General features: G+C 68.7%; 16 protein-coding genes and 4 pseudogenes. 8 read left to right on the top strand and 12 right to left on the bottom strand.

Translation table 11 applies throughout. The annotated features are described in order from the left end of the window. Positions 1–331: 331 nt before the first annotated feature. Positions 332–713: pseudogene (locus tag BLW82_RS00110) on the top strand (MFS transporter); the annotation flags it as partial. Between the two features lie 529 nt (positions 714–1,242). On the opposite strand, the pseudogene BLW82_RS46120 reads toward BLW82_RS00110, so the two are convergent. Both BLW82_RS46120 and BLW82_RS00115 read right to left on the bottom strand, forming a co-directional pair. Beyond that, positions 1,243–1,323 (bottom strand): annotated as a pseudogene (locus BLW82_RS46120) (ATPase); the annotation flags it as partial. Positions 1,324–1,693: 370 nt separating this feature from the next. Then, positions 1,694–2,275, bottom strand: coding sequence for a TetR/AcrR family transcriptional regulator (locus BLW82_RS00115; protein ID WP_093507750.1), 582 nt, complete (start codon positions 2,273–2,275; stop codon positions 1,694–1,696). Between the two features lie 380 nt (positions 2,276–2,655). On the opposite strand from BLW82_RS00115, the gene BLW82_RS00120 reads away from it, so the two are divergent. The 3 genes from BLW82_RS00120 to BLW82_RS00130 all read left to right on the top strand — a co-directional run bounded on the left by BLW82_RS00120 (position 2,656) and on the right by BLW82_RS00130 (position 4,938). Beyond that, positions 2,656–3,645, top strand: coding sequence for a DNA polymerase Y family protein (locus BLW82_RS00120; RefSeq protein ID WP_093507751.1), 990 nt, complete (start codon positions 2,656–2,658; stop codon positions 3,643–3,645). Positions 3,646–4,054: 409 nt separating this feature from the next. Continuing rightward, positions 4,055–4,525 (top strand): hypothetical protein, encoded by a 471-nt coding sequence (locus BLW82_RS00125; protein WP_093507752.1) that lies wholly within the window; start codon positions 4,055–4,057, stop codon positions 4,523–4,525. Between the two features lie 158 nt (positions 4,526–4,683). Continuing rightward, positions 4,684–4,938 carry a hypothetical protein gene (locus BLW82_RS00130; protein ID WP_093496885.1) on the top strand — a complete coding sequence of 85 codons (255 nt, stop codon included), beginning with the start codon at positions 4,684–4,686 and terminating at the stop codon, positions 4,936–4,938. A gap of 363 nt (positions 4,939–5,301) precedes the next feature. Here BLW82_RS00130 and BLW82_RS00140 read toward each other — a convergent pair whose 3' ends face one another. Further along, positions 5,302–5,772 carry a VOC family protein gene (locus BLW82_RS00140; RefSeq protein WP_093496886.1) on the bottom strand — a complete coding sequence of 157 codons (471 nt, stop codon included), beginning with the start codon at positions 5,770–5,772 and terminating at the stop codon, positions 5,302–5,304. A gap of 573 nt (positions 5,773–6,345) precedes the next feature. Here BLW82_RS00140 and BLW82_RS43765 point away from each other — a divergent pair. After that, positions 6,346–6,630: a DUF6233 domain-containing protein gene (locus tag BLW82_RS43765; RefSeq protein WP_143063611.1), complete on the top strand. Its 285-nt coding sequence runs from the start codon at positions 6,346–6,348 to the stop codon at positions 6,628–6,630. A gap of 364 nt (positions 6,631–6,994) precedes the next feature. Continuing rightward, positions 6,995–7,309, top strand: a complete 315-nt coding sequence (locus BLW82_RS43770) for a hypothetical protein (protein ID WP_143063612.1) — start codon at positions 6,995–6,997, stop codon at positions 7,307–7,309. Here BLW82_RS43770 and BLW82_RS00150 read toward each other — a convergent pair. Continuing rightward, positions 7,303–7,956 carry an SDR family NAD(P)-dependent oxidoreductase gene (locus BLW82_RS00150; RefSeq protein ID WP_093496888.1) on the bottom strand — a complete coding sequence of 218 codons (654 nt, stop codon included), beginning with the start codon at positions 7,954–7,956 and terminating at the stop codon, positions 7,303–7,305. The genes BLW82_RS43770 and BLW82_RS00150 overlap by 7 nt on opposite strands. A 251-nt stretch (positions 7,957–8,207) precedes the next feature. Here BLW82_RS00150 and BLW82_RS00155 point away from each other — a divergent pair, with 251 nt between their 5' ends. After that, positions 8,208–9,125: a helix-turn-helix domain-containing protein gene (locus BLW82_RS00155; protein WP_093496889.1), complete on the top strand. Its 918-nt coding sequence runs from the start codon at positions 8,208–8,210 to the stop codon at positions 9,123–9,125. Positions 9,126–9,299: 174 nt separating this feature from the next. On the opposite strand, the gene BLW82_RS00160 is transcribed toward BLW82_RS00155, so the two are convergent. Both BLW82_RS00160 and BLW82_RS00165 read right to left on the bottom strand, forming a co-directional pair. Then, positions 9,300–10,526 (bottom strand): PP2C family protein-serine/threonine phosphatase, encoded by a 1,227-nt coding sequence (locus BLW82_RS00160; protein WP_093507753.1) that lies wholly within the window; start codon positions 10,524–10,526, stop codon positions 9,300–9,302. A 205-nt stretch (positions 10,527–10,731) separates the two neighbouring features. Next, on the bottom strand, positions 10,732–11,007 hold the full coding sequence (locus BLW82_RS00165) for a hypothetical protein (RefSeq protein ID WP_177232779.1): 276 nt from the start codon (positions 11,005–11,007) through the stop codon (positions 10,732–10,734). 304 nt (positions 11,008–11,311) lie between these two features. Here BLW82_RS00165 and BLW82_RS00170 point away from each other — a divergent pair, with 304 nt between their 5' ends. Next, positions 11,312–12,514, top strand: coding sequence for an IS110 family RNA-guided transposase (locus tag BLW82_RS00170; protein WP_093496891.1), 1,203 nt, complete (start codon positions 11,312–11,314; stop codon positions 12,512–12,514). A gap of 483 nt (positions 12,515–12,997) precedes the next feature. On the opposite strand, the gene BLW82_RS44900 is transcribed toward BLW82_RS00170, so the two are convergent. The 6 genes and pseudogenes from BLW82_RS44900 to BLW82_RS46125 form a co-directional block, all read right to left on the bottom strand. Then, the gene (locus BLW82_RS44900) at positions 12,998–13,303 is read right to left on the bottom strand and encodes a DUF6207 family protein (RefSeq protein WP_256215544.1); all 306 of its coding nucleotides are present in this window, start codon (positions 13,301–13,303) and stop codon (positions 12,998–13,000) included. Positions 13,304–13,502: 199 nt separating this feature from the next. After that, a pseudogene (locus BLW82_RS44910) lies at positions 13,503–14,188 on the bottom strand (PP2C family protein-serine/threonine phosphatase); the annotation flags it as partial. A gap of 561 nt (positions 14,189–14,749) precedes the next feature. After that, complete coding sequence (locus BLW82_RS00185; RefSeq protein WP_177232780.1) at positions 14,750–15,553, bottom strand: PAQR family membrane homeostasis protein TrhA; 804 nt, start codon at positions 15,551–15,553, stop codon at positions 14,750–14,752. A 60-nt stretch (positions 15,554–15,613) separates the two neighbouring features. Further along, positions 15,614–15,943, bottom strand: a complete 330-nt coding sequence (locus BLW82_RS00190; protein WP_093496894.1) for a MerR family transcriptional regulator — start codon at positions 15,941–15,943, stop codon at positions 15,614–15,616. A gap of 847 nt (positions 15,944–16,790) precedes the next feature. Beyond that, positions 16,791–17,095 (bottom strand): annotated as a pseudogene (locus tag BLW82_RS00195) (lamin tail domain-containing protein); the annotation flags it as partial. An 11-nt stretch (positions 17,096–17,106) separates the two neighbouring features. Continuing rightward, positions 17,107–17,652, bottom strand: a complete 546-nt coding sequence (locus tag BLW82_RS46125; protein ID WP_177232781.1) for a transposase — start codon at positions 17,650–17,652, stop codon at positions 17,107–17,109. Positions 17,653–17,860 lie beyond the last annotated feature (208 nt).

Here is a 17,860-nt window from a genome sequence, read left to right on the forward strand (position 1 = left end):
GGTCAATGCGATGTAGAGGTCCCGGCGTTCGCCGCTGACTCCGTCCCTGGACAGGGGGCCAGGTCGGCAGGTTCACAACGTGCCCGGTTGAACAGACTCTACAGATACTGGAACGTTCGGTCAACTTAAATGGAGTGGCGATCACCGATCGGCCGTCACACGTCACCGCGACAGCGACGACGCCCTCACCAGCGGAATGGCGCGTCCTTCGACACAGAAGTGGGCCTCGACGCAGACCGGGACATCGGACCGCATCCTCATTTTCTGGGACTCTCATTCCATAACTTCCGACGTTCCGGAGAGCGCCGATCTTCACGGCGTCGCGCAGGTGATGGTCTTCCTGGACGCGGCGATCATGAACATCGCCCTGCCGTCCGCGCCCTACGACCTGGGCTTCTCTGACGGCGGCCGGCAGAGGGTCATCACCGCCTACGGCCTCGCCCACGGCCTCGCCCTCGGCAACCTGCTCGTCCTCGGCGGACAACCGGCGGACCTGCGGGGCACAAGAAGATCTCCGTCGTCGGCCTTGTCGGGTCCGCGGCGGCCTCGGCCGCCAGCGGGCTGTCGCCCAACCTCCCCACGCTGCTGACGGCACACGCGCTCCGGGGCGTTTTCGGCGCGCTGCTCGCCCCGCCGCACTCGCGCTGATCTCACTGGGATTCACCGACGCGAAGGAACGGGCCAAGGCGCTCGGCATCTGCGGAGCCATCGCCACGGTGGCTATGACGACTTCTTTGGGAGTCGTTTGTCGAGGAGTTCGGGAGGCGTGTGACCCGGGCTGCAGTGATCGACATTCGACAAGTTTTGATGGCGATAGCGTGTGCGATCACAGGCTGCGTGGTCTGCTTCATAATCCAGCTGTGGACATATCCGATGAGGGACAGTCGCTCGATCCCGTCTGGCTTAAGATCAACAACAACGTGTGTGGTGGCCTGGCAGGAGCCCCGGGTGCATCGTGGGTGGCCGAGCGGTTCATCGGAGCCGGCTGGAGTTCCAGATCAGGCTCGTCGTGGGAGTCGTATGAGGTCGAGACCAGCTGGTGCCGCATCGAGGTCGACCCGACCGACGGGAACACGCTCCTGAACGGTGTTGTCGATCCTCAACGGTTCGAGGATCTGGCTGCGCTGCTGACCCGGTTCGGTCTGCGGTTCGGTCTTGAGCTCTATGACGATGACGGAAAACTGCTGCGGGAGATCGAAGCTGGAACCCCGTCAGCGTCTCATGACGCGGCTCCGCGGTCTCTCAGCCGGCTGCTCGCTCCGCTTGGGCTCGGGGCGACGCGAGCCGGTAGGAGTCGGTGCCGGTCTCGATGATGGTGCCGTTGGCCTGCCTTCGGCTTGGGCGTCCACGGCGTCGAAACCCGCGACGCCGGCGTCGCCTCCGCCGTGACCGGCGGCCCAGCAGACCGACGGCTCCATGAGCACCGCGCTGCGCAACACCATCGCCGCCCGAGCGACGGCCGACTACCTCGCCACCCGCCACAGCGACGGTTCCGTGGACCAGGCTGCACCGGTCGCCGCAGCCGCGTTCATCGCCTTCTTCGCGGTCAACGCAGGCAAACCCTCCACTCAGAAAGCAGTGGCGGCCGACGACCCCGCCGCGCTTGGCCTGCGCCCCGCCCACCAGACACCGGACAGGCGTGGCACCCCGCGGCTGAGCCGCGGGGTGCCACGCCTGTCCGGTACGGGCAATGTCAGCCGAGAGCGTCGAGGGCGACCTCGGCGACCGCGGCAAGCGCGGCCCGGTCGGGGTTGATGGCACCCAGCACCCGCAGCCCATGGAGCGTCGCGACGAGATACCGCGCGAGGTCGCGGGGGCTGCGACCAGCGGGCAGTTCGCCCTTCGACCGGGCCTCCACGATGACCTCGTACAGCGCGTCCTCGATTGAGGTGGTCGTGACGCGCACATGGGCGGCGACCCTGGGATCATGGGCGATGCGCTCCATCGCGGCACCCACGATGAGGCAGGCCCTGCGGTTGCCGTCCTCCACGATCGTGTCGACGGTGCCGAGCAGGACCTCACGGATCAGCTCGCGCGCCGGGGCACCGGCGCGCAGGACGTCGACCAGGGGCACGGCGTACATCTCGCGGTAGCGATCCATGGCGGCGAGATACAGCCCCTCCTTGCTGCCGAAGGCGGCATAGAGCGACCCCCGCCCCACTCCGGTGGCCGCCACCAGGTCCTGCACGGACGTGCCCTCGTAGCCCCTGGCGCGAAAGGCGTCCATCGCCGCCTCCACCGCCAAGTCGGTGTCGAACTCTCTGATCCTGGCCATGTTGACCATGATATCCCAATCAGGAATGATCAGTCAATTAATACTGCGAACCGCCTACCACCGCCTCGCACATCAGGCGATCAGCCACCCACTCGGCCCCGACTGCATCTTTATTGACTCTTCATTCCAGATAATATCCACTGGGGAACCGCGGCCAAGGAGACAGCAGCAGTCCGGTCACCGGCCGCCCCCTTACCCAGGGCACTCGCCCGCCCGGACGTCGGTGAGCGTCTGGAGCCGGTCCAGGTCGTCCGGAAGATCCCGCGAGTTATCGAACACATTTTTCATTCTAGGCACGCCAGCACACCTTCACCTCGCGTGTTCGATTATTTGTTCGATAGCGTGGTGGGGGAGGTGAGCGCCGGGTGGGTGCGGAGTCGATGGAGCGTCGGCCGGGTGTGGTGATGCATGTGCGCTGCCCGGACCGGCTGCCGGAGGAGACCTACCGGCAGGTCCTGGAGCAGCTGCATGAGCTGTCGCCGGTGGTGGAGGCCCGGCCGCCCACGGCGGCTCTGGTCGATCTGCGGGGCGCGCTGCGCTACCACGGGGCTGCCGCCGCGCATCTCGGGGAGGTCCTGCGGTTGCGGACGGTCTCCCGGTACGGCGTCGACATCCGTGTCGGTATCGGCCCGACCGTCACCGTTGCCGCGACCGCCTCGGCGCAGGTAGAGCGGCCGGGCGGTGTGCTGGCCGTCGAGGCCGCCGACGCTGCCGACTGGCTCGCCCTGCTCCCCGTGGAGGATCTGCACGGCATCGGTCCCCGCCAGGCCGCCGTCCTGAAGCGCTACGGCGTCGACCGGGTCGGCCTGCTCGCCACGCTGCCGGCCGCGACCGTGCAGCGCCTGCTCGGCAAAGCGGGCCGGACGGCCGTCGACCGGGCCCGCGGCATCGACCCCCGCACCGTCACCCCGCGCCGCCTGCCGACTTCCGTCGGCGTCCGGCACCGCCTCCCCCACGACGTGCTTGACGGCGCCGCCGTACGTTCGGCCCTCCTGGGCCTGGTCGTGCAACTCGGTGCGGAGCTGCGCCGCCGCGGGCAGGCCGCGCACGCTCTCACGCTCACGCTGACGTTCGCCGGCGGACCGGCATGGGAGAAGACCCGCCGCCTGCCCGAACCGTCCGGGCACGAGGACGACCTGCGCCGGCTCACCTACCAGCTCATGGACTCCGCAGGCCTCCAGCGCGGCCGTCTGACCGCACTCGCGCTGCGCGCCGAGGACCTCGCCGACGCCGACCAGGCCGCCGAGCAGCTCAGCCTCGATGCCGCCCGCCAGGCCCGCCTCACCGCCGAGCAGGCGGCCGACCGAATCCGGGAGAAGTTCGGGCCCGGCGCGATCGGCCCGGCCGCCACCTACCGGCCCGCCTCCTGACCACCACGCTCACACCCGCTCGAGACACCCGGCCGGCACCTCCCCCCGGACACGAACCGAAGCGACGCTGAGTTCATGACTGAACTGCCCCAGCCGACGGAAGCCACCCTGGAGATCGGCGAGACCCGGTTACCCGGGCGGAAGAACGTGGCGTCGGTGCAGGGATGGACGACCGTCCATGTCCCGCCGCCTGCACCTACGACGACGCCAACGACTCGGCGGCATCCTCCAGGAGCACCAGTGGTGCGTGACCTGGGTGGATGATCATTCCGGCAGAGGCAAGGTTGAATGACCAGCCCATCGGAACGTGTTCGCCGGTGACACAACGCAACTTACGGTGGCGGGCGAACTGGCTCTGGCGTTGACTGGCCCGAGGCGCACTGCACGCCAGAGGACCGAGGGATACACGATGACCAGACCCGTCACCGGACTGCTGTACGGCGCCGCTGCCGGTGCCGCCGGTACCACTGCTCTCAACACCGTCGGCTATCTGGACATGGCATGGCGGGCGCGGCCCGCGAGTGGCACTCCGCGAGCCACCGTCGAGAAGCTGTCGCAGGCGATGCACCTGACCATTCCCGGTGACGGCGCTGAGAAGGAAAATCGAATCGCGGGCCTCGCGCCACTGACCGGCATCGCTGCGGGGATCGGTCTGGGTGCCCTTCTGGGCCTGGCGCGGGCCAAGGGCTGGCGTCCGACCAGGTTGATCGCTTACGCGACCACTGGATTCGGCGCCCGTCTGGGCACCGACGCCCCCATGACCGTGCTCAAAGTGACCGACCCGCGCACGTGGTCCGCCAAGGACCGGATTGCCGACATCGTGCCCCATCTGGCTTACGGGGTGGTGACCGCCGCAGTTTTGGAAAGACTCGACCCTTGAGTCGATGGGCCCGACCGGCACTCCGCGCGCCTTCGGCGGGCCTGAATGGCGGATGGCACTCGCGCGGCCGATGCCTGGCAGGAATATCTCCAGGGCATGAGCTAAATATGGTTTTGCCCGTCACCTGGCCCAGAGACCACTAATCAAGAGGACGACTCATGGCGGAATCAACCGCGGCACCCGGATTCGCGCACGACATCCTCCCCCTGTTCCGGTCTATCGACATCGAGCACATGGCGAAGGGCGGTGTCCAGCTGGACCAGTATGTGTACATGTCGGTCCGGGAGAACGCCGAGCGCGTCTACAACACAGTTGCGACGAAGCGTATGCCGCCGCCGGATGAGAACGCGACGTGGTCCGAGGAGCAGGTCGCCCTGCTTCGCGCGTGGATCGACGGGGGAATGCTTCCGTGACGCGCGTGCGTGGGTGAGGCGCTCGCGGGAGCTGAGAGCCCGAGCGGGTGGGCTATGTGCGGGGCCGCGCAGCGCGAACGGGCGCGATCTCGAGCGCGAGCGCCACGGCGAACCGACGTAACGGGGCGCTGGCGGCAGAAGCGATGCCGAGGCCCGGGACGACGCGCCGCTCGGCGTCGCCCATGAACAGCAGCGTGCCACCCAGCCGTGTCGCCAGCCTGCCGTTTCCCCGCGTCCTCCAGATTGATCACCTAGGAGGACCGGCCCGCTCCGGCCGATCGAGACGGCGCAGAGTTCACCGCCCGCTCTGCGCCAGGCGCAAGGGTCTGTTGTCCAGTAGTGCTCTCGTGCGCCGAGCCAGGCTCACTCGGAATCACCGGTGCGGGAACTCGGGGGCCAGTGAGCCGGTGTCCAGTCTCCCTCCGGGTCGGTGGTCTGGCCGACTTCGATCAGATGGCCGTCAGGGTCGCGGATGTAGCAGCGGATCTCGTACTCGTGTTGTTTTGGCGGCGTCAGGAACTGGGCACCTCGGGCGCTCCACTCCTCGTACAAGGGGTAGATGTCCTTGACGCGGATATTGAGGAAACTGCTGACCCGGCTGGAATCGCGCGGCGCCTCCAGGGTGACCGAGGGCTTGTCGTCCGTCGGGCCTCCGCCGCCGTTGATGATGATCCAGCTGTTGGCCAGTGCGACATAGGTCAGGCCTCCAGGGCCGGAGTAGGCCAGCCGGCCGCCGAGCACTTCGGTGTAGAAGCGTCGAGAACGTTCGACATCGTCCGAGACGATGAAATGGGCCAGGACAATTCCCTCTGGCGGTGGCGGGAGATCGGCCATCTGGTGCCTCCACTTGTCAGTCTCATGCTCCGTTGATGAACTGCATTTGACGGTAGGTTCCCCCTTCGAAGTCGCCGGAAATTTCACCGGCTCGCCCTCCATGGAAGATTCGCGGGCAGCTGTACACGGATGGCTCGCCGCTTTAAGCCCATTGGAGTAACGCAGAGGTGTGCGCATAAGCACCGACAGGCACACCTCAGCGGCAGCGGCACGGATGTTCGTGCCCCCCCTGTCCTGACGTACAGCACACAGACGCTGTGCTGCGCCGTGCGAGGCGATAGACATGCAAATCGCGCCCAACGACATCAACGACACCCGCCTGCAACTCAGGCGGCTGGCCGAGCGCGGCATCCCGGTCGAGACCGTGCAGGGATTGTTCACCCAACCACGGCCGCAGCCGCCCCGCGGACCCCGACCAGCCCACCCATCCCAACTGACTGGGCAATAAGGACATCAACTCCCGAAGTCGGCGCCAGGCCGTCACCCGGAACAGCCGACCTGGGGCACGCTGCGAGACGAGCCCGCACCCCTCGACTTCCGCGCACCGCGATCGAGGGCGAGGCGTACGACCAAGTGCCCACCGAGCGCGTCGGCGTCGCCCCGGCATGGAAGATCGAGGAATGGGTCTACTTCACCGACGACGTCGGCGCCGCCCGCTTCGTGCACCGCGTCCACTGCCACGCCAACCGCGACCACACCCGACCTGTCACCACCGAACAAGCCCGCGCCGTCCCCGAGCGCGCCGAGGCCGCGGCGTGCCAGGTGTGCGGCCGGACCGGCCGCTGCGCAGCGCGGCATAGCCTCGCCAGAGGTTGCTTCTGGGGTTGCTTCTCGGGTTGTCCCTGGGGTTGCCTCTGAGGTTGCCTCAGCACCTTCGTCGACGGGCGCGCACCCGTCGCCTGACCTGCGGCGGAGTCGGCTCGGCAAGGAGGGTGGCGAACGCCGACAACTCCTATATGGACCTACTCAGCCCATACGAAGACTCCTGACGGTCCCGAAGGCTGTCAGCAAGCTCGCGAACCCCGGCTCGCCGGGTTAGCGGCGCGGCCGGTCGCCGGGCCGGTGCGGCGGAGTGTTCGCGGTCCCGCTGCGGCGCTTCTTCGCTTTCGCCTTGGCTGCTCCGGATTCACCAGCTCTTGTCCGGCCAACCGGCCTGCGTGTTACGAGAGTTGTAGGCCATAAGGTGATCTCCCACCTTTCCCAGCTCAGCCTGGAGGAGCGCATGCCCACACGTCGTGGCCTGTCCGCCTGGCCCGGATCAGCCGGTGAGGCCACTGGCGCTCCCCACTTCCGCTCCGGCGAAGAAACGGGACGCATCAGGGCCTGGTACCGGCGGGTGCGCCTGGTCTCCGACACCACTCTGGAGATCGCCGATCGCGCCGCCGGGCGCGTGGCCACGGACGGACACCCGGAGTCGTTGCGCAAGGTCGGGTTGGAGCCAGGTACGCCGTTCCCGGTCTCGCCGGCGTTCGGGTGCGACATCATCCTGACCGGACAACTCGACCTCGCCGTCGCGGGGCTTGGGACGGCTCAGTAGACCAGTTCGTGCTGCCATTCGCTCTCGGGCTGCTTGGTCAGCGCGAGATAGGCCTGTGCCAGCGTCGCCGGCTCAAAGCGCGGTTCGCTGCCGATCGTCTTCGTGATCGTGATACTGGTTGCGTGCACGCCCGTCCCGGCCAGCTCCTCATGGAGCAACTGCACGTACGCGCGCAGCGCGGCCTTACCAACGGACAAGGACGAATACTTCTTCGAGGGATGCAGAGCGTACCCGCCGCCCGCGAACAGCAGGGTGCCGCGGCCGTCGCGCAGTTCCGGCAGCACGGCGTCGGCCGCGACCCTGGCGCCCAGGACATCGATGGCCATATTGGCGACCCACTTCTGGTCGTCACCGCCGAGGGGCGAGTCGCTGTCGAGCACCGCCACGCTGTAGATGAGCACGTCGGGCGCACCCAAGTCCGTGATCGCGGAGTGGATCGCGGAGCGCAGGTTGCCGGCGTCCGCGACATCCGTGGCGTAGCCGCGAACGTCCTGGCCGGTGGAGGCAAGCTCGGCAGCGTAGGTGTCCATCTTCGTCTTGTTGCGGGCGAGCATGGCGACCGGGTGTCCGGCATTGGCGAATGCCCGGGTCAGCTCAAGGCCGATGCCTGGACCTACGCCGACGATCACTGCGGTTCCGAGGGTCATGACAATCCTTTCCTAGGTGGGGTCGGAGGCCTGCCACCGCACTCAGCGGTCCTGGGCGTCGACTCTCTTTGACGCGTCGCGCGAGTTAGCTGCGAAATCGGTGCCCAGGAGCTCGATGTCGTCAGGGGCTGCGGTGGTCTGCCGATCACTGCTTCGAGGTTGCCGCCGCCGACGCCGTTGCGGGAGGACCTGCCATAGGGGGTACTGACAAACCCTCCCTATCCGCATTACTCGTACCTATTGTCGAGTGCATGGACCATCGCCGTGACATTCAGGAGTTCCTGGTCTCCCGCCGGGCACGGATCAGCCCCAGGTCAGTCGGCCTGCCCGTCACCGGAAGGAAGCGGCGGGTACCCGGGCTGCGCCGCGAGGAGGTCGCCGCCTTGGCCGGGCTCAGCATCGACTACTACATCCGCCTGGAGCGCGGCGCGCTCACCCGTGCCTCCGACAGCGTCCTACAGGCCATCGCCCGCGCGCTGCGTCTGGATGCCGCCGAGCAGGCCCATCTCATCGACCTGGCACGCGCCGGCCGGCCGTCCCCCGCACCCCGTTCCCGTCGCACCACGCCTGCAGCGATCGCCCCGCAGCTGCAGACCGTCCTCGACTCCCTCGTCGGCGTCGCAGCGCTGGTGCGCAGTCCCACCCTCGATGTGATCGCCACCAACCCCCTCGGCCGGGCTCTGTACAGCGTGCTCCACACCGACGCGCGCCAGGCGCCGAACATCGCCCGGTTCACGTTCCTCAACCCTCAGGCCCGCCAGTTCTGGCGCGACTGGGACGAGGTCGCCGACGACTTCATCGCCCACTTGCGCGCCGCCGCCGGCCCCACTCCGCATGAACAGCCGCTCACCCATCTCGTGGGCGAGCTGTCCACCCGCAGCGACGCCTTCCGCCAGCTGTGGGCCCGACACGACGTGCGTGCCTGCGTCAGAGGCACGAAAAGGTTCCAGCACCCGGTCGTGGGCATGCTCGACCTGCGCTACGACCTCCTCCAACCGAACGCCGAACCCGGCCTCACCATGATCACCTACACCGCCGAGCCGGGAACGGTCTCCCACGACAACCTGACCCTGCTCGCCTCCTGGGCCGCCAGCCAGGACAACGACACCGAGCACGATCCGGCTGCCCCGACGACCCGGACCACAAGGCCGCCCTCACGGCGCGACTGATGCCTGATTGCCTGGACAGCACCGGTGCCGACCGGCCCGGCTTGCCGCGACCGGGCAACACCGACGCCCACACCGACACCGACACATCGCGTCCTCGGCCACGCCCTTCCCCCGGCAACGCCACAGCCCGCCCTGGACACACCAGCAGTCCTCACAGCTGAGCCATCGAGGTGCTCAGTCAAGGGCCGCGAGGTGGTCGGCGGCGCCACCGTGCCACTCGATCATGAAGAGCGTGGCGTCGTCGCTGGTACACCCGCCCCGTTCCTCTTTCAGCGTGTGGGAGAGCTTGCGCAGATCCGCCCGCACCCCCTGTGACGGCTCCTGTCCCAGGCGGTTGACGCAACGGATGAGGCGTTCCTCGCCGAACAGCTCCCCGCCGGTGAGGTGCTCCTCAATGATGCCGTCGGTGTAGCACAGCACCCGGTCGCCTGGCTGGAGCATGTGCCGCCTGATGCGGGGCTCCTCGCCGCCGAAGCCGACGGGCAGTGTCGTCGCGCTCTCCAGCTGCCGCACGACCCGGCCGTCACGGATCAGCAGGGGCGCGGGGTGGCCGGCGTTGACCAGTTCCAGCTCTCCGGTGGCGATATTGAGGTGCATGAGCTGCGCGGTGGCGAAGTGGTCGGGTCCGAACTGCTGGGAGATGGCCTCGTCCATGTACGCGTACTTCTCGGCCAGGCTGACGAACACGCGCCGGGCGTGCCGGTAGGCACCGATGGCGATGGTCGCCATCGCGGCGGCGTCCAGGCCGTGGCCTATGGCATCGATCACGGCTGCGTGCAGGATGCTGTCGTTGAGGGCGTAGTCGAAACTGTCGCCGGCGACGCGGTAGGCAGGCTCCAGGATGCCGGCCACCTCGACCTGCGGCACAGTCATCGTCAGTGGTGGCAGCAGGCTCCACTGGATCTCAGCGGACACGCTCATAGGCTCCCGGCGACGGGCCTGGAAGAACAGGTCGGTGTAGGCATTCTTGGTGACCAGCATGTCGGCGACCAGGCCCGCGAGCCGGCGCAGCAGGCGCCGGTCGTCTTCACCTACCGTGTCCAGGGTCAGGGACATCACCCCTACCTGGTCGCTGCCGTCCAGCAACGGCAGATACATCCGCACGCGGCCGTCGGCCTGCACCACCTCGACGACGTCCGCACTCAGGAAGGCCCGGCCGGCGGGAGAGCCGGCAACCGGCTGCGGCTGGCCCACGTGCAGCTTCCTGCCCGGAAGCGGCACGAGCACCTCCTGCGCGTAGTCCTGGAGGAGGATGGACACGTCACGACCGCCGATCCTTGCCACCTCCTCCGCGACCAGCGGGGCGATCAGCTGGGGCGGCATCACCCGCGCCCGGTCCAGCAGCAGGCCGAGCAGCCTTTCCCCGAAACCCTCCGACCGGTCCATGCTCTCCTCGCCCATGACCTGCTCCGCCACCCCCCTTTCCCTCCGCACGCCGATCGGCGTCTGCGCACACGGTGACCTGGGCAGCCGCCGGGAGCGGCGGATTACGCCATGTGCGGCATGTCGACCCCCGGGCAGGATGCAGTCCTCAAGTCCACGTGGTCCGATTTCGCCACCCCGTCAGCTGGGCCCACCGTGAGGCTACGGGCGTGAGCAGCGTGTGTCAGGCGTCCGCCGCGTACCACCAGAACTCCCTGATCACCGGTGCCGGCACGGGGCCCATCGCTGCCACCTGAGTCAGCAGGATGGTGACCGCACCCGTGGCCGGGATGACGTACGCCGCTGTCCGCGTGCCGCCGACCCAGCCATAACGGCCGGCCGCATTCCACGGGTTGGTCGGTTCGATGTCAACCGAGCCGCCGAAGCCCCAGCCCCGGCCCTCCAGGAACAGCTGGCCGATGTCGCACTGCGCCGGATTCGTATGGTCGGTGGTCATCATGCGCACGGGGTCGGCCGACAGTACCCGGCGGCCGTCGGCCGCCCCGTTATCTTCTTCGCGGTCCTGCAAGAGGGCCGCTGGCCTCCGGGCCCGGCATGACTGTTGCCCCCTGTCGATCGGATGACCTGGGGGGTGGTGTCACCGGGCCCGAGGGGTGCCGTCGGAGACGCTGATCAGAGGTCCGGCCCCCGCCCGGCCCGGCGCAATGCCGGGCAGCTCGCGGGCGGCAGGTCTGCATAACGTGGATGCGCGCGAACGGCCCCGCCGCCGAGGCCGGCACAGCATCGACACATGTGGGGGCACGGTGATCGACATCGACGCAACGGGCGTCTTCCTCGGCCTGGACGTCGGCAAAAGCAACCATCACGGCCACGGACTCACCCCGGCCGGGAAGAAGGTCTTCGACAAAGGCCTGCCGAACGGCGAACCCCAGCTGCGGGCCGTCTTCGACAAGCTCAAGGCCAAGTTCGGCACCGTCCTGGTGATCGTGGACCAGCCCGCCTCCATCGGCGCCCTGCCGTTGACCGTCGCCCGCGACGCCGGCTGCCAGGTCGCCTACCTGCCCGGCTTGGCGATGCGCCGGATCGCCGACCTCTACCCGGGGGAGGCCAAGACCGACGCCCGCGACGCCGCTGTCATCGCCGACGCCGCCCGCACCATGCCTCACACCCTGCGCTCCCTCGAACTGGCCGACGAGATCACCGCCGAACTGACCATGCTGGTCGGCTTCGACCAGGACCTGGCCGGCGAGGCCAACCGCACCTCCAACCGCATCCGCGGCCTGCTCACCCAGTTCCACCCCAGCCTCGAACGCGTCCTCGGCCCGCGCCTGGACCACCCCGCCATCACCTGGCTGCTGGAGCGCTACGGATCCCCGGCCGCACTGCGCAAGGCAGGCCGCCGCAAACTCGTCGAGGTCATACGGCCGAAGGCCCCGCGCATGGCCACCCGGCTCGTCGACGACGTCTTCGACGCCCTCGACGAACAGACCGTCGTCGTTCCCGGGACCAACACCCTGGACGTGATCGTGCCGTCACTGGCCAAGTCGCTGACCGCCGTCCACGAACAACGCCGGGCACTGCAAACCCAGATCGAGGCCCTGCTGGAGGCCCACCCTCTTTCCCAGGTCCTGACCTCGATGCCCGGCATCGGCGTCAGGACCGCCGCAGTCCTTCTGACCACCGTCGGCGACGGCAGCTCGTTTCCGAGCGCCGCCCACCTCGCCTCCTACGCCGGCCTCGCCCCCGCCACCAGGCAGTCGGGATCCTCGATCCACGGCGAACATGCTCCGCGAGGCGGGAACCGGCAGCTCAAACGCGCGATGTTCCTGTCCGCGTTCGCCGCACTGCACGATCCCGCCTCCCGCACCTACTACGACCGCTGCCGAGCCCGCGGGAAGACCCACACCCAGGCTCTCCTTCGCCTGGCCCGCCAACGGATCAACGTGCTGTTCGCGATGCTCCGCGACGGAACCTTCTACAAACCCAGAACCCCACGGACCGCTTGACGAAAGACATAGAGGCACCCCCCGGCGCCAGCCAGCAACATCCGGCAAAAGGCCAGCCGGTCGTCGGCGGTCGAGGCCAGCCCGCCATTGCCGAGCGGTAGCGGGGGCAGGCTACTCCACTCGCCGTCCGGGACGTCGGCGAGCTCCAGACTGCCGTCGTCGCCCGGCCGGTAGAAGCTGGTGAACTGCCCCGCTTGGCAACCGGCACCTCGAAACCGGTGTCCACCATGCCCAGCGGCCCGAAGACCCGCTCCGTCAGGAACTCCGGCAGCGGCTGCACGGTGACCCGCGAAATCGCTGTCGAAAGACAGACTCCCGCACGGGCAGGGAGTTATCGGCGTCGACAGGTCTGGGGGCCGGAGCCTCGTCACGGAACGTTTCAAGAAGACCCGATCATGATCGCGTTACGGGCTCTAGGGGTTTGTCCAGCGCGGCCGGGCTGTTCGGCGGGCACAGGTCCAGGTAGTGCAGAGCAGCCGTACGTCAGGCTCGCCCGCGTCCCGTGTCGTCCTCTGCGCGGTCGCCGTGGTCCCGGTCGGCGAGCAGCTGCTGGAAGGCGAGCGCGGTCTCCTCGTCGGCGGCCGCAACGTCGACGACGACCAAGCCGGTTCGCTTTGGGGGGCACGAAGAGGCCCGCCACTGTAGTGATGGGCTCGGCGATGTCCTCGGCGCGAACGGGTCGGGCCACATCTGAGGTGCGGCGCCGAAGTCGACGCCGGCGTCGGTGGGCTCCGGCCCCTCCTTCTGAGTGAACTCCGCCAGGCGCCATTCGTCGTCGGTCCAGTCCAACGTCAAGATCATCCTTTCGCACAGAGTCATCGCCCGGAAGTGGTCCGTCTCGTCCCCGACGGTTGTGAGGCGTCGGTGAGGTCGGCGCCGGTGGTGGCGTCCCGCTGGAAGTGGTCGGTGCCGTGCCAGTCCAGGCACTGACGGTCGCGTCGTCCTGCAAGTGGCCGTCGTTGGCGTCGACGACGGCCGCGATGAGGGTGCGGGCGGCCTCACGGGGGTGCAGATCGCGGGGCCGCACGATCAGGTCGGACAGGTTGGGGCTGCCTGCGTGGTGCTCCAGCATGCCGTCGGTCAGCATCACCAGCCGGTCGTCCGGACGCAGGTCCAGCGACTGGACCCGGTAGGTAAGAGGGGCGTTGAAGCCAACGGCATATCGACCTCCGGAGTGATCTCCCGCACCCGGCCGTCCCGCATCCGCAGCGGCCAGGGGTGCCCGGGGTTGACGAACTCCGTCCTGCCGTCGAGCAGGCTGATACGCAGGAGCCGGCCGGTGACGTAACCCTTGTGACTGTGCTCGCGCATCGCCTGGTCCGCCTGACGGGCCTGCTCGGCGAGATCGGCACCGGTCCGTCGGGCCCGGCGCAGGACGCCGACCGCGAGGGTGGCCAGCAGTGCGGCCTCGACATCGTGCCCCATGGCATCGATGACGGAGAGCTGCACGGTGTCCCGGCCGATCGTGTAGTCGAAGGTGTCACCGCCGACGTGGTCGGCCGGCTCCAGCGCCCCGGCCACCACAAACTGCGCCGCCTCGCACGCCAGCGACGCCGGCAGCAGCCGGTGCTGGATCTCCGCGGCCAGACTCAGCGGCTTGGTCCGGCGTCCGAAAGACCGGTTCGCGGCGACGAGGTACGCCAGCGCGTGCGCGGGCTCACTGATCTCCCGCATTGCCGCCGCATCCGGCGCCGTGGGCAGGAACGGTTCGAGGAGTCCGAGGGCGTCCCGGCGGTTGGTCACCGGGGCGACGATCCGCACCGGCGCGCCCTCACCCTTGTCCTCCGCCCCTTGTCCTCCGCGCCAAGCCGCTGGGTGCGGATCACATCGTCGTACAGGGTGCCCCTCAGCGGGTTGCGCCGGGCGGGTTCATCGGTGTCGACGCTGCCCGCCCCCCAGCCGCACGACCGAACTGCCGGTGAAATCGGTGATCAGGAACGACACCGACGCCGCCCCGAGGTGTTCCTGGAGCGTGCGCGCGACCAGTCGAGCGACTCCACGGGCGCAGCAGCCTCAGCCGCCTCCAACGTCATCGCCCTGCCCCGGCCACTCGCGTCCCGGGAAAGATGGGCGGCCCGCCCGCCGTCCGGCCCTGCTGCGGTCACGTCGGCTCCTCACTACTCGATGACGCTCAGGACATCGCCCCGAAGGACACGGAAGACCTGTTGCGGGCCCGGTACCCGGACAGGTCACACTTCACCACCGGGCCCGGCTTGTGCCCGCTGCGCAACACCGTCATGTGGCTGCGAGGAGGATGGCGGTGTAGTGCGCGGTGAAGGCGGCGATGGTCAGGGTGTGGAAGACCTCGTGGAAGCCGAACCAGGCCGGTGAGGGGTCGGGGCGCTTGAGCCCGTAGACGATGGCTCCCGCGGTGTAGAGCAGACCGCCGGCGATGACGAGCACGACGACCGCGGCACCGCCGGTGCGCGCGAAGTCGGGCAGATTGAAGACGGCCACCCAGCCCAGCGCGATGTAGCACGGGGTGTACAGCCAGCGGGGAGCTGCGATCCACAGGATGCGGAAGGCGATGCCGGCCAGCGCGCCAGCCCACACCACCGCCAGCAGCACCTGCTGCCGTCCTTCGGGCAGCAGCAGTACCGCCAGCGGGGTGTAGGTGCCGGCGATGATCAGAAAGATGTTCGCGTGGTCCAGCCGCCGCAGGACCGCCTCCCCGCGCGGCCCCCACGTTCCGCGGTGGTAGACGGCGCTGGTACCGAACAACAAGCACGCCGACAGTGCGTACACCGAGCAGGCCGCCACTGCCGCGCCCGTGCGCGAGACGGCGATCAGGACGACGCCCCCGACGAGCGCCAGGGGGAACACACCGGCGTGCAGCCAACCGCGCATCCTCGGCTTCAACGCAGCCGCCGCCCGCTCCACCCCGCACTCCGGGCCGGTGGCGGCAGTCAGCCGGCCTGTTGCGACGGCAGACGCATCCATCGCCCGGATACGCAAGGTGTCGGGCGGGTTGCCCGGGCCGGCGGGCCGGGGCCGGGGCTCCCGTCCGTGGGACGGCGGCTCAGTGTCTTCGGCGATCATGCGCTCATATTCTTGAAAGGGCGGAAGGGTGCGGTCGGGCGGGGCACCGCGGACCGCGTATCAGGTGGCGGCTGTGTGCAGGGCTGCACTGCGGCGGTGTTCGGCATTGATGCGCTGGGCTTCCTCGAGCTGGTCCTCGAGGGCGATGATGCGGCACACGGCCTCGACAGGGGTTCCCTCGTCGACGAGTTCCCGGGCGCGGGCGGCGATGCGCAGCTGGTAGCGGGAATAGCGGCGGTGTCCGCCCCGGGAGCGCAGCGGGGCGATGAGGCGGGCGCCGCCGACGGCGCGCAGGAAGCCCTGGGTGGTGCCGAGCATCTCGGCGGCCCGACCCATGGTGCAGGCGCGGTAGACGTCGTCGAGACGGCTGAAGGTGTCGTCTGCTGTCATCTGACCTTCTGTTGAACGCACGGAGGGCCCTGGCGCCGTGCGGCGCCAGGGCCCGGAGAAACTGCTACACCATCCGCCGGCCCTGTTACTGCGCCGGCCTTCTGTCTGCGCACACCCGACCGCACTGCTGCCGGGGATACTGGGATCGCGGTTGCTCGACCGGAGACCACCTCACTATCGATGTCCTGCGGTACCCGGACTCAACAAGCCGCCCGGGCGATCCTGATGGCGCCCAATTCCTCCGTTCATTCCCTCAACGCTGGTACAGCTCTACTGCGTACTGCTGGTGATGCGACCTGCTCCGTGGCCTGTCACAGCGCCACTCTTCGACAGCCAGCCCCGTCGCCCGTCCTGCATCTGCTCTGGCTTTAGAACCCCACTGCCGAACCTCCCGGTGCGCGCGCCCGCAGCCGACGCCTTCACCGAGGTACCGCTCACTGACTTCACTGCTGGGTACTGCCATTGCGGTACTGCTCACGGCGGCCCCTGATCACTGCGGGCCACCCGGTCCGGTCGTCAGTCCCGTCACCGTCCTACAACCCTGGCTCCGGAACTCCACCACCGCACCGTCCTGCGCACTGCAACTATGTGCTACTGCCCGGCAGTTCGTGTCCGCCAGGCCCTGCTATCTCTACGGGCTACGAGAGAAACCATAACTACGACACCACCCAATGTCTACTCTGACTAAGATAGATTTTCGCGTACGGGCGGTGAGGTATCGTTCGCGGTCTCCTTGAACCGCGCACCCCCGGCCGGGCTCCAAGGGATGTCGCCAGGCGGAGGTGGTGCGCCGAGGCCGGGGACGGTCACCGGCCTTCGGCACCAGCGGGTGGGTCAGCGACGGCGGTCACCGTGCTCGCGGCTCGCGGTGGTCATCGCCGTGGTCGCGGTCATCGCCGCGGTGGCGGCCCCAGGAGACCTCGTCGATGATGCGGCGGTGGTGTTGCGCGGAGTCGCCGTGTCGGAGCCGTTGGTCCACACGTAATTGCGGCGGTCCTGGTAGACGCCGGCGTAGCGGTCGCGGCCCTCACCGGTGTGGATGCGGACCGTGGAGCGTCCCTCCAGGCGGAAGGTGTAGGTGTGGCCGTCCTCGTCGGAGAGCGTCCAGCCGTCCAGGTCCACCGCACGACGGCTCGTGTTGGTGACATCCACCTACTCCTTGTTCAGCTGACGCCGGGCTGGAAGCCTTGGAGAACCGATTCCAGGAGCTGGGGATCGACCCAGTCGATCCCCAGCGAGCGTCCGTGGCCTGAGTCGCGGCAGCTGAGGAGCAGGCCGAACACCCGAGCCCGGACGCAGTCACGGCCATAACCTTTCCGCTTGAGGAGCTTGATCCGCGTGACGTGGCCTTCGACCTGGCCCGAGCTCCAGGAGCTCGATAGGCCGGCGACGACGGCGTCCTGGTCCCGGCGCAGGCCGGTGACCAGCGAGGGCAGTGCGGGTAGGTACTCAGCGAGGACGCGCTCCATCCAGTCGGGCAGCAGGTCGCCGCGACGTTCGTGGAGTATGGCGGCGAGGTCGCGAACGTACCGAGCCGTGGCGTCGAGGTGCGGGCAGGCTGCCCGGATCTCCTTGAGCTCGTGGGCGTCGTCGGCGGGGAGGCGGTCCGGGTCGGTCATGATCCAGCGGACCACGCGGCGAGGCCGCGGCGCCACCGGCAACTTTTGGTGCCGGCACGGGCGAAGACGATGATCGGTCGGCTGTTCCACGTCTCGGACACCATGGAGGGCGTGTGGCAACTACTGAGGTGCTCTGTCCGGTCCTGGCAGCAGCCGACGCGGCGTGCGATCGAGCGTGACGAAGACGGCGCGCAGGAGTAGAGCCCCCAGCCAGGTCAGGCCGGTCAGCCTTTCAGGGGGCGTGTCCATTCCTGCGCCCGTCGGGGCCGGGCCGTCTGTCGCGAACGCCTCGGCTCCA

It is taken from the genome of Streptomyces sp. Ag109_O5-10 (genome assembly GCF_900105755.1).
Taxonomy (GTDB): Bacteria; Actinomycetota; Actinomycetes; order Streptomycetales; family Streptomycetaceae; genus Streptomyces.

Bases quoted from the DNA above. Each gene is read 5' to 3' on its own strand.
- BLW82_RS00115 (WP_093507750.1), bottom strand. From the start codon at position 2,275: ATGGCCAGGATCAGAGAGTTCGACACCGACTTGGCGGTGGAGGCGGCG.
- BLW82_RS00120 (WP_093507751.1), top strand. From the start codon at position 2,656: ATGGAGCGTCGGCCGGGTGTGGTGATGCATGTGCGCTGCCCGGACCGG.
- BLW82_RS00125 (WP_093507752.1), top strand. From the start codon at position 4,055: ATGACCAGACCCGTCACCGGACTGCTGTACGGCGCCGCTGCCGGTGCC.
- BLW82_RS00130 (WP_093496885.1), top strand. From the start codon at position 4,684: ATGGCGGAATCAACCGCGGCACCCGGATTCGCGCACGACATCCTCCCC.
- BLW82_RS00140 (WP_093496886.1), bottom strand. From the start codon at position 5,772: ATGGCCGATCTCCCGCCACCGCCAGAGGGAATTGTCCTGGCCCATTTC.
- BLW82_RS43770 (WP_143063612.1), top strand. From the start codon at position 6,995: ATGCCCACACGTCGTGGCCTGTCCGCCTGGCCCGGATCAGCCGGTGAG.
- BLW82_RS00150 (WP_093496888.1), bottom strand. From the start codon at position 7,956: ATGACCCTCGGAACCGCAGTGATCGTCGGCGTAGGTCCAGGCATCGGC.
- BLW82_RS00155 (WP_093496889.1), top strand. From the start codon at position 8,208: ATGGACCATCGCCGTGACATTCAGGAGTTCCTGGTCTCCCGCCGGGCA.
- BLW82_RS00160 (WP_093507753.1), bottom strand. From the start codon at position 10,526: ATGGGCGAGGAGAGCATGGACCGGTCGGAGGGTTTCGGGGAAAGGCTG.
- BLW82_RS00165 (WP_177232779.1), bottom strand. From the start codon at position 11,007: ATGATGACCACCGACCATACGAATCCGGCGCAGTGCGACATCGGCCAG.
- BLW82_RS00185 (WP_177232780.1), bottom strand. From the start codon at position 15,553: ATGATCGCCGAAGACACTGAGCCGCCGTCCCACGGACGGGAGCCCCGG.
- BLW82_RS00190 (WP_093496894.1), bottom strand. From the start codon at position 15,943: ATGACAGCAGACGACACCTTCAGCCGTCTCGACGACGTCTACCGCGCC.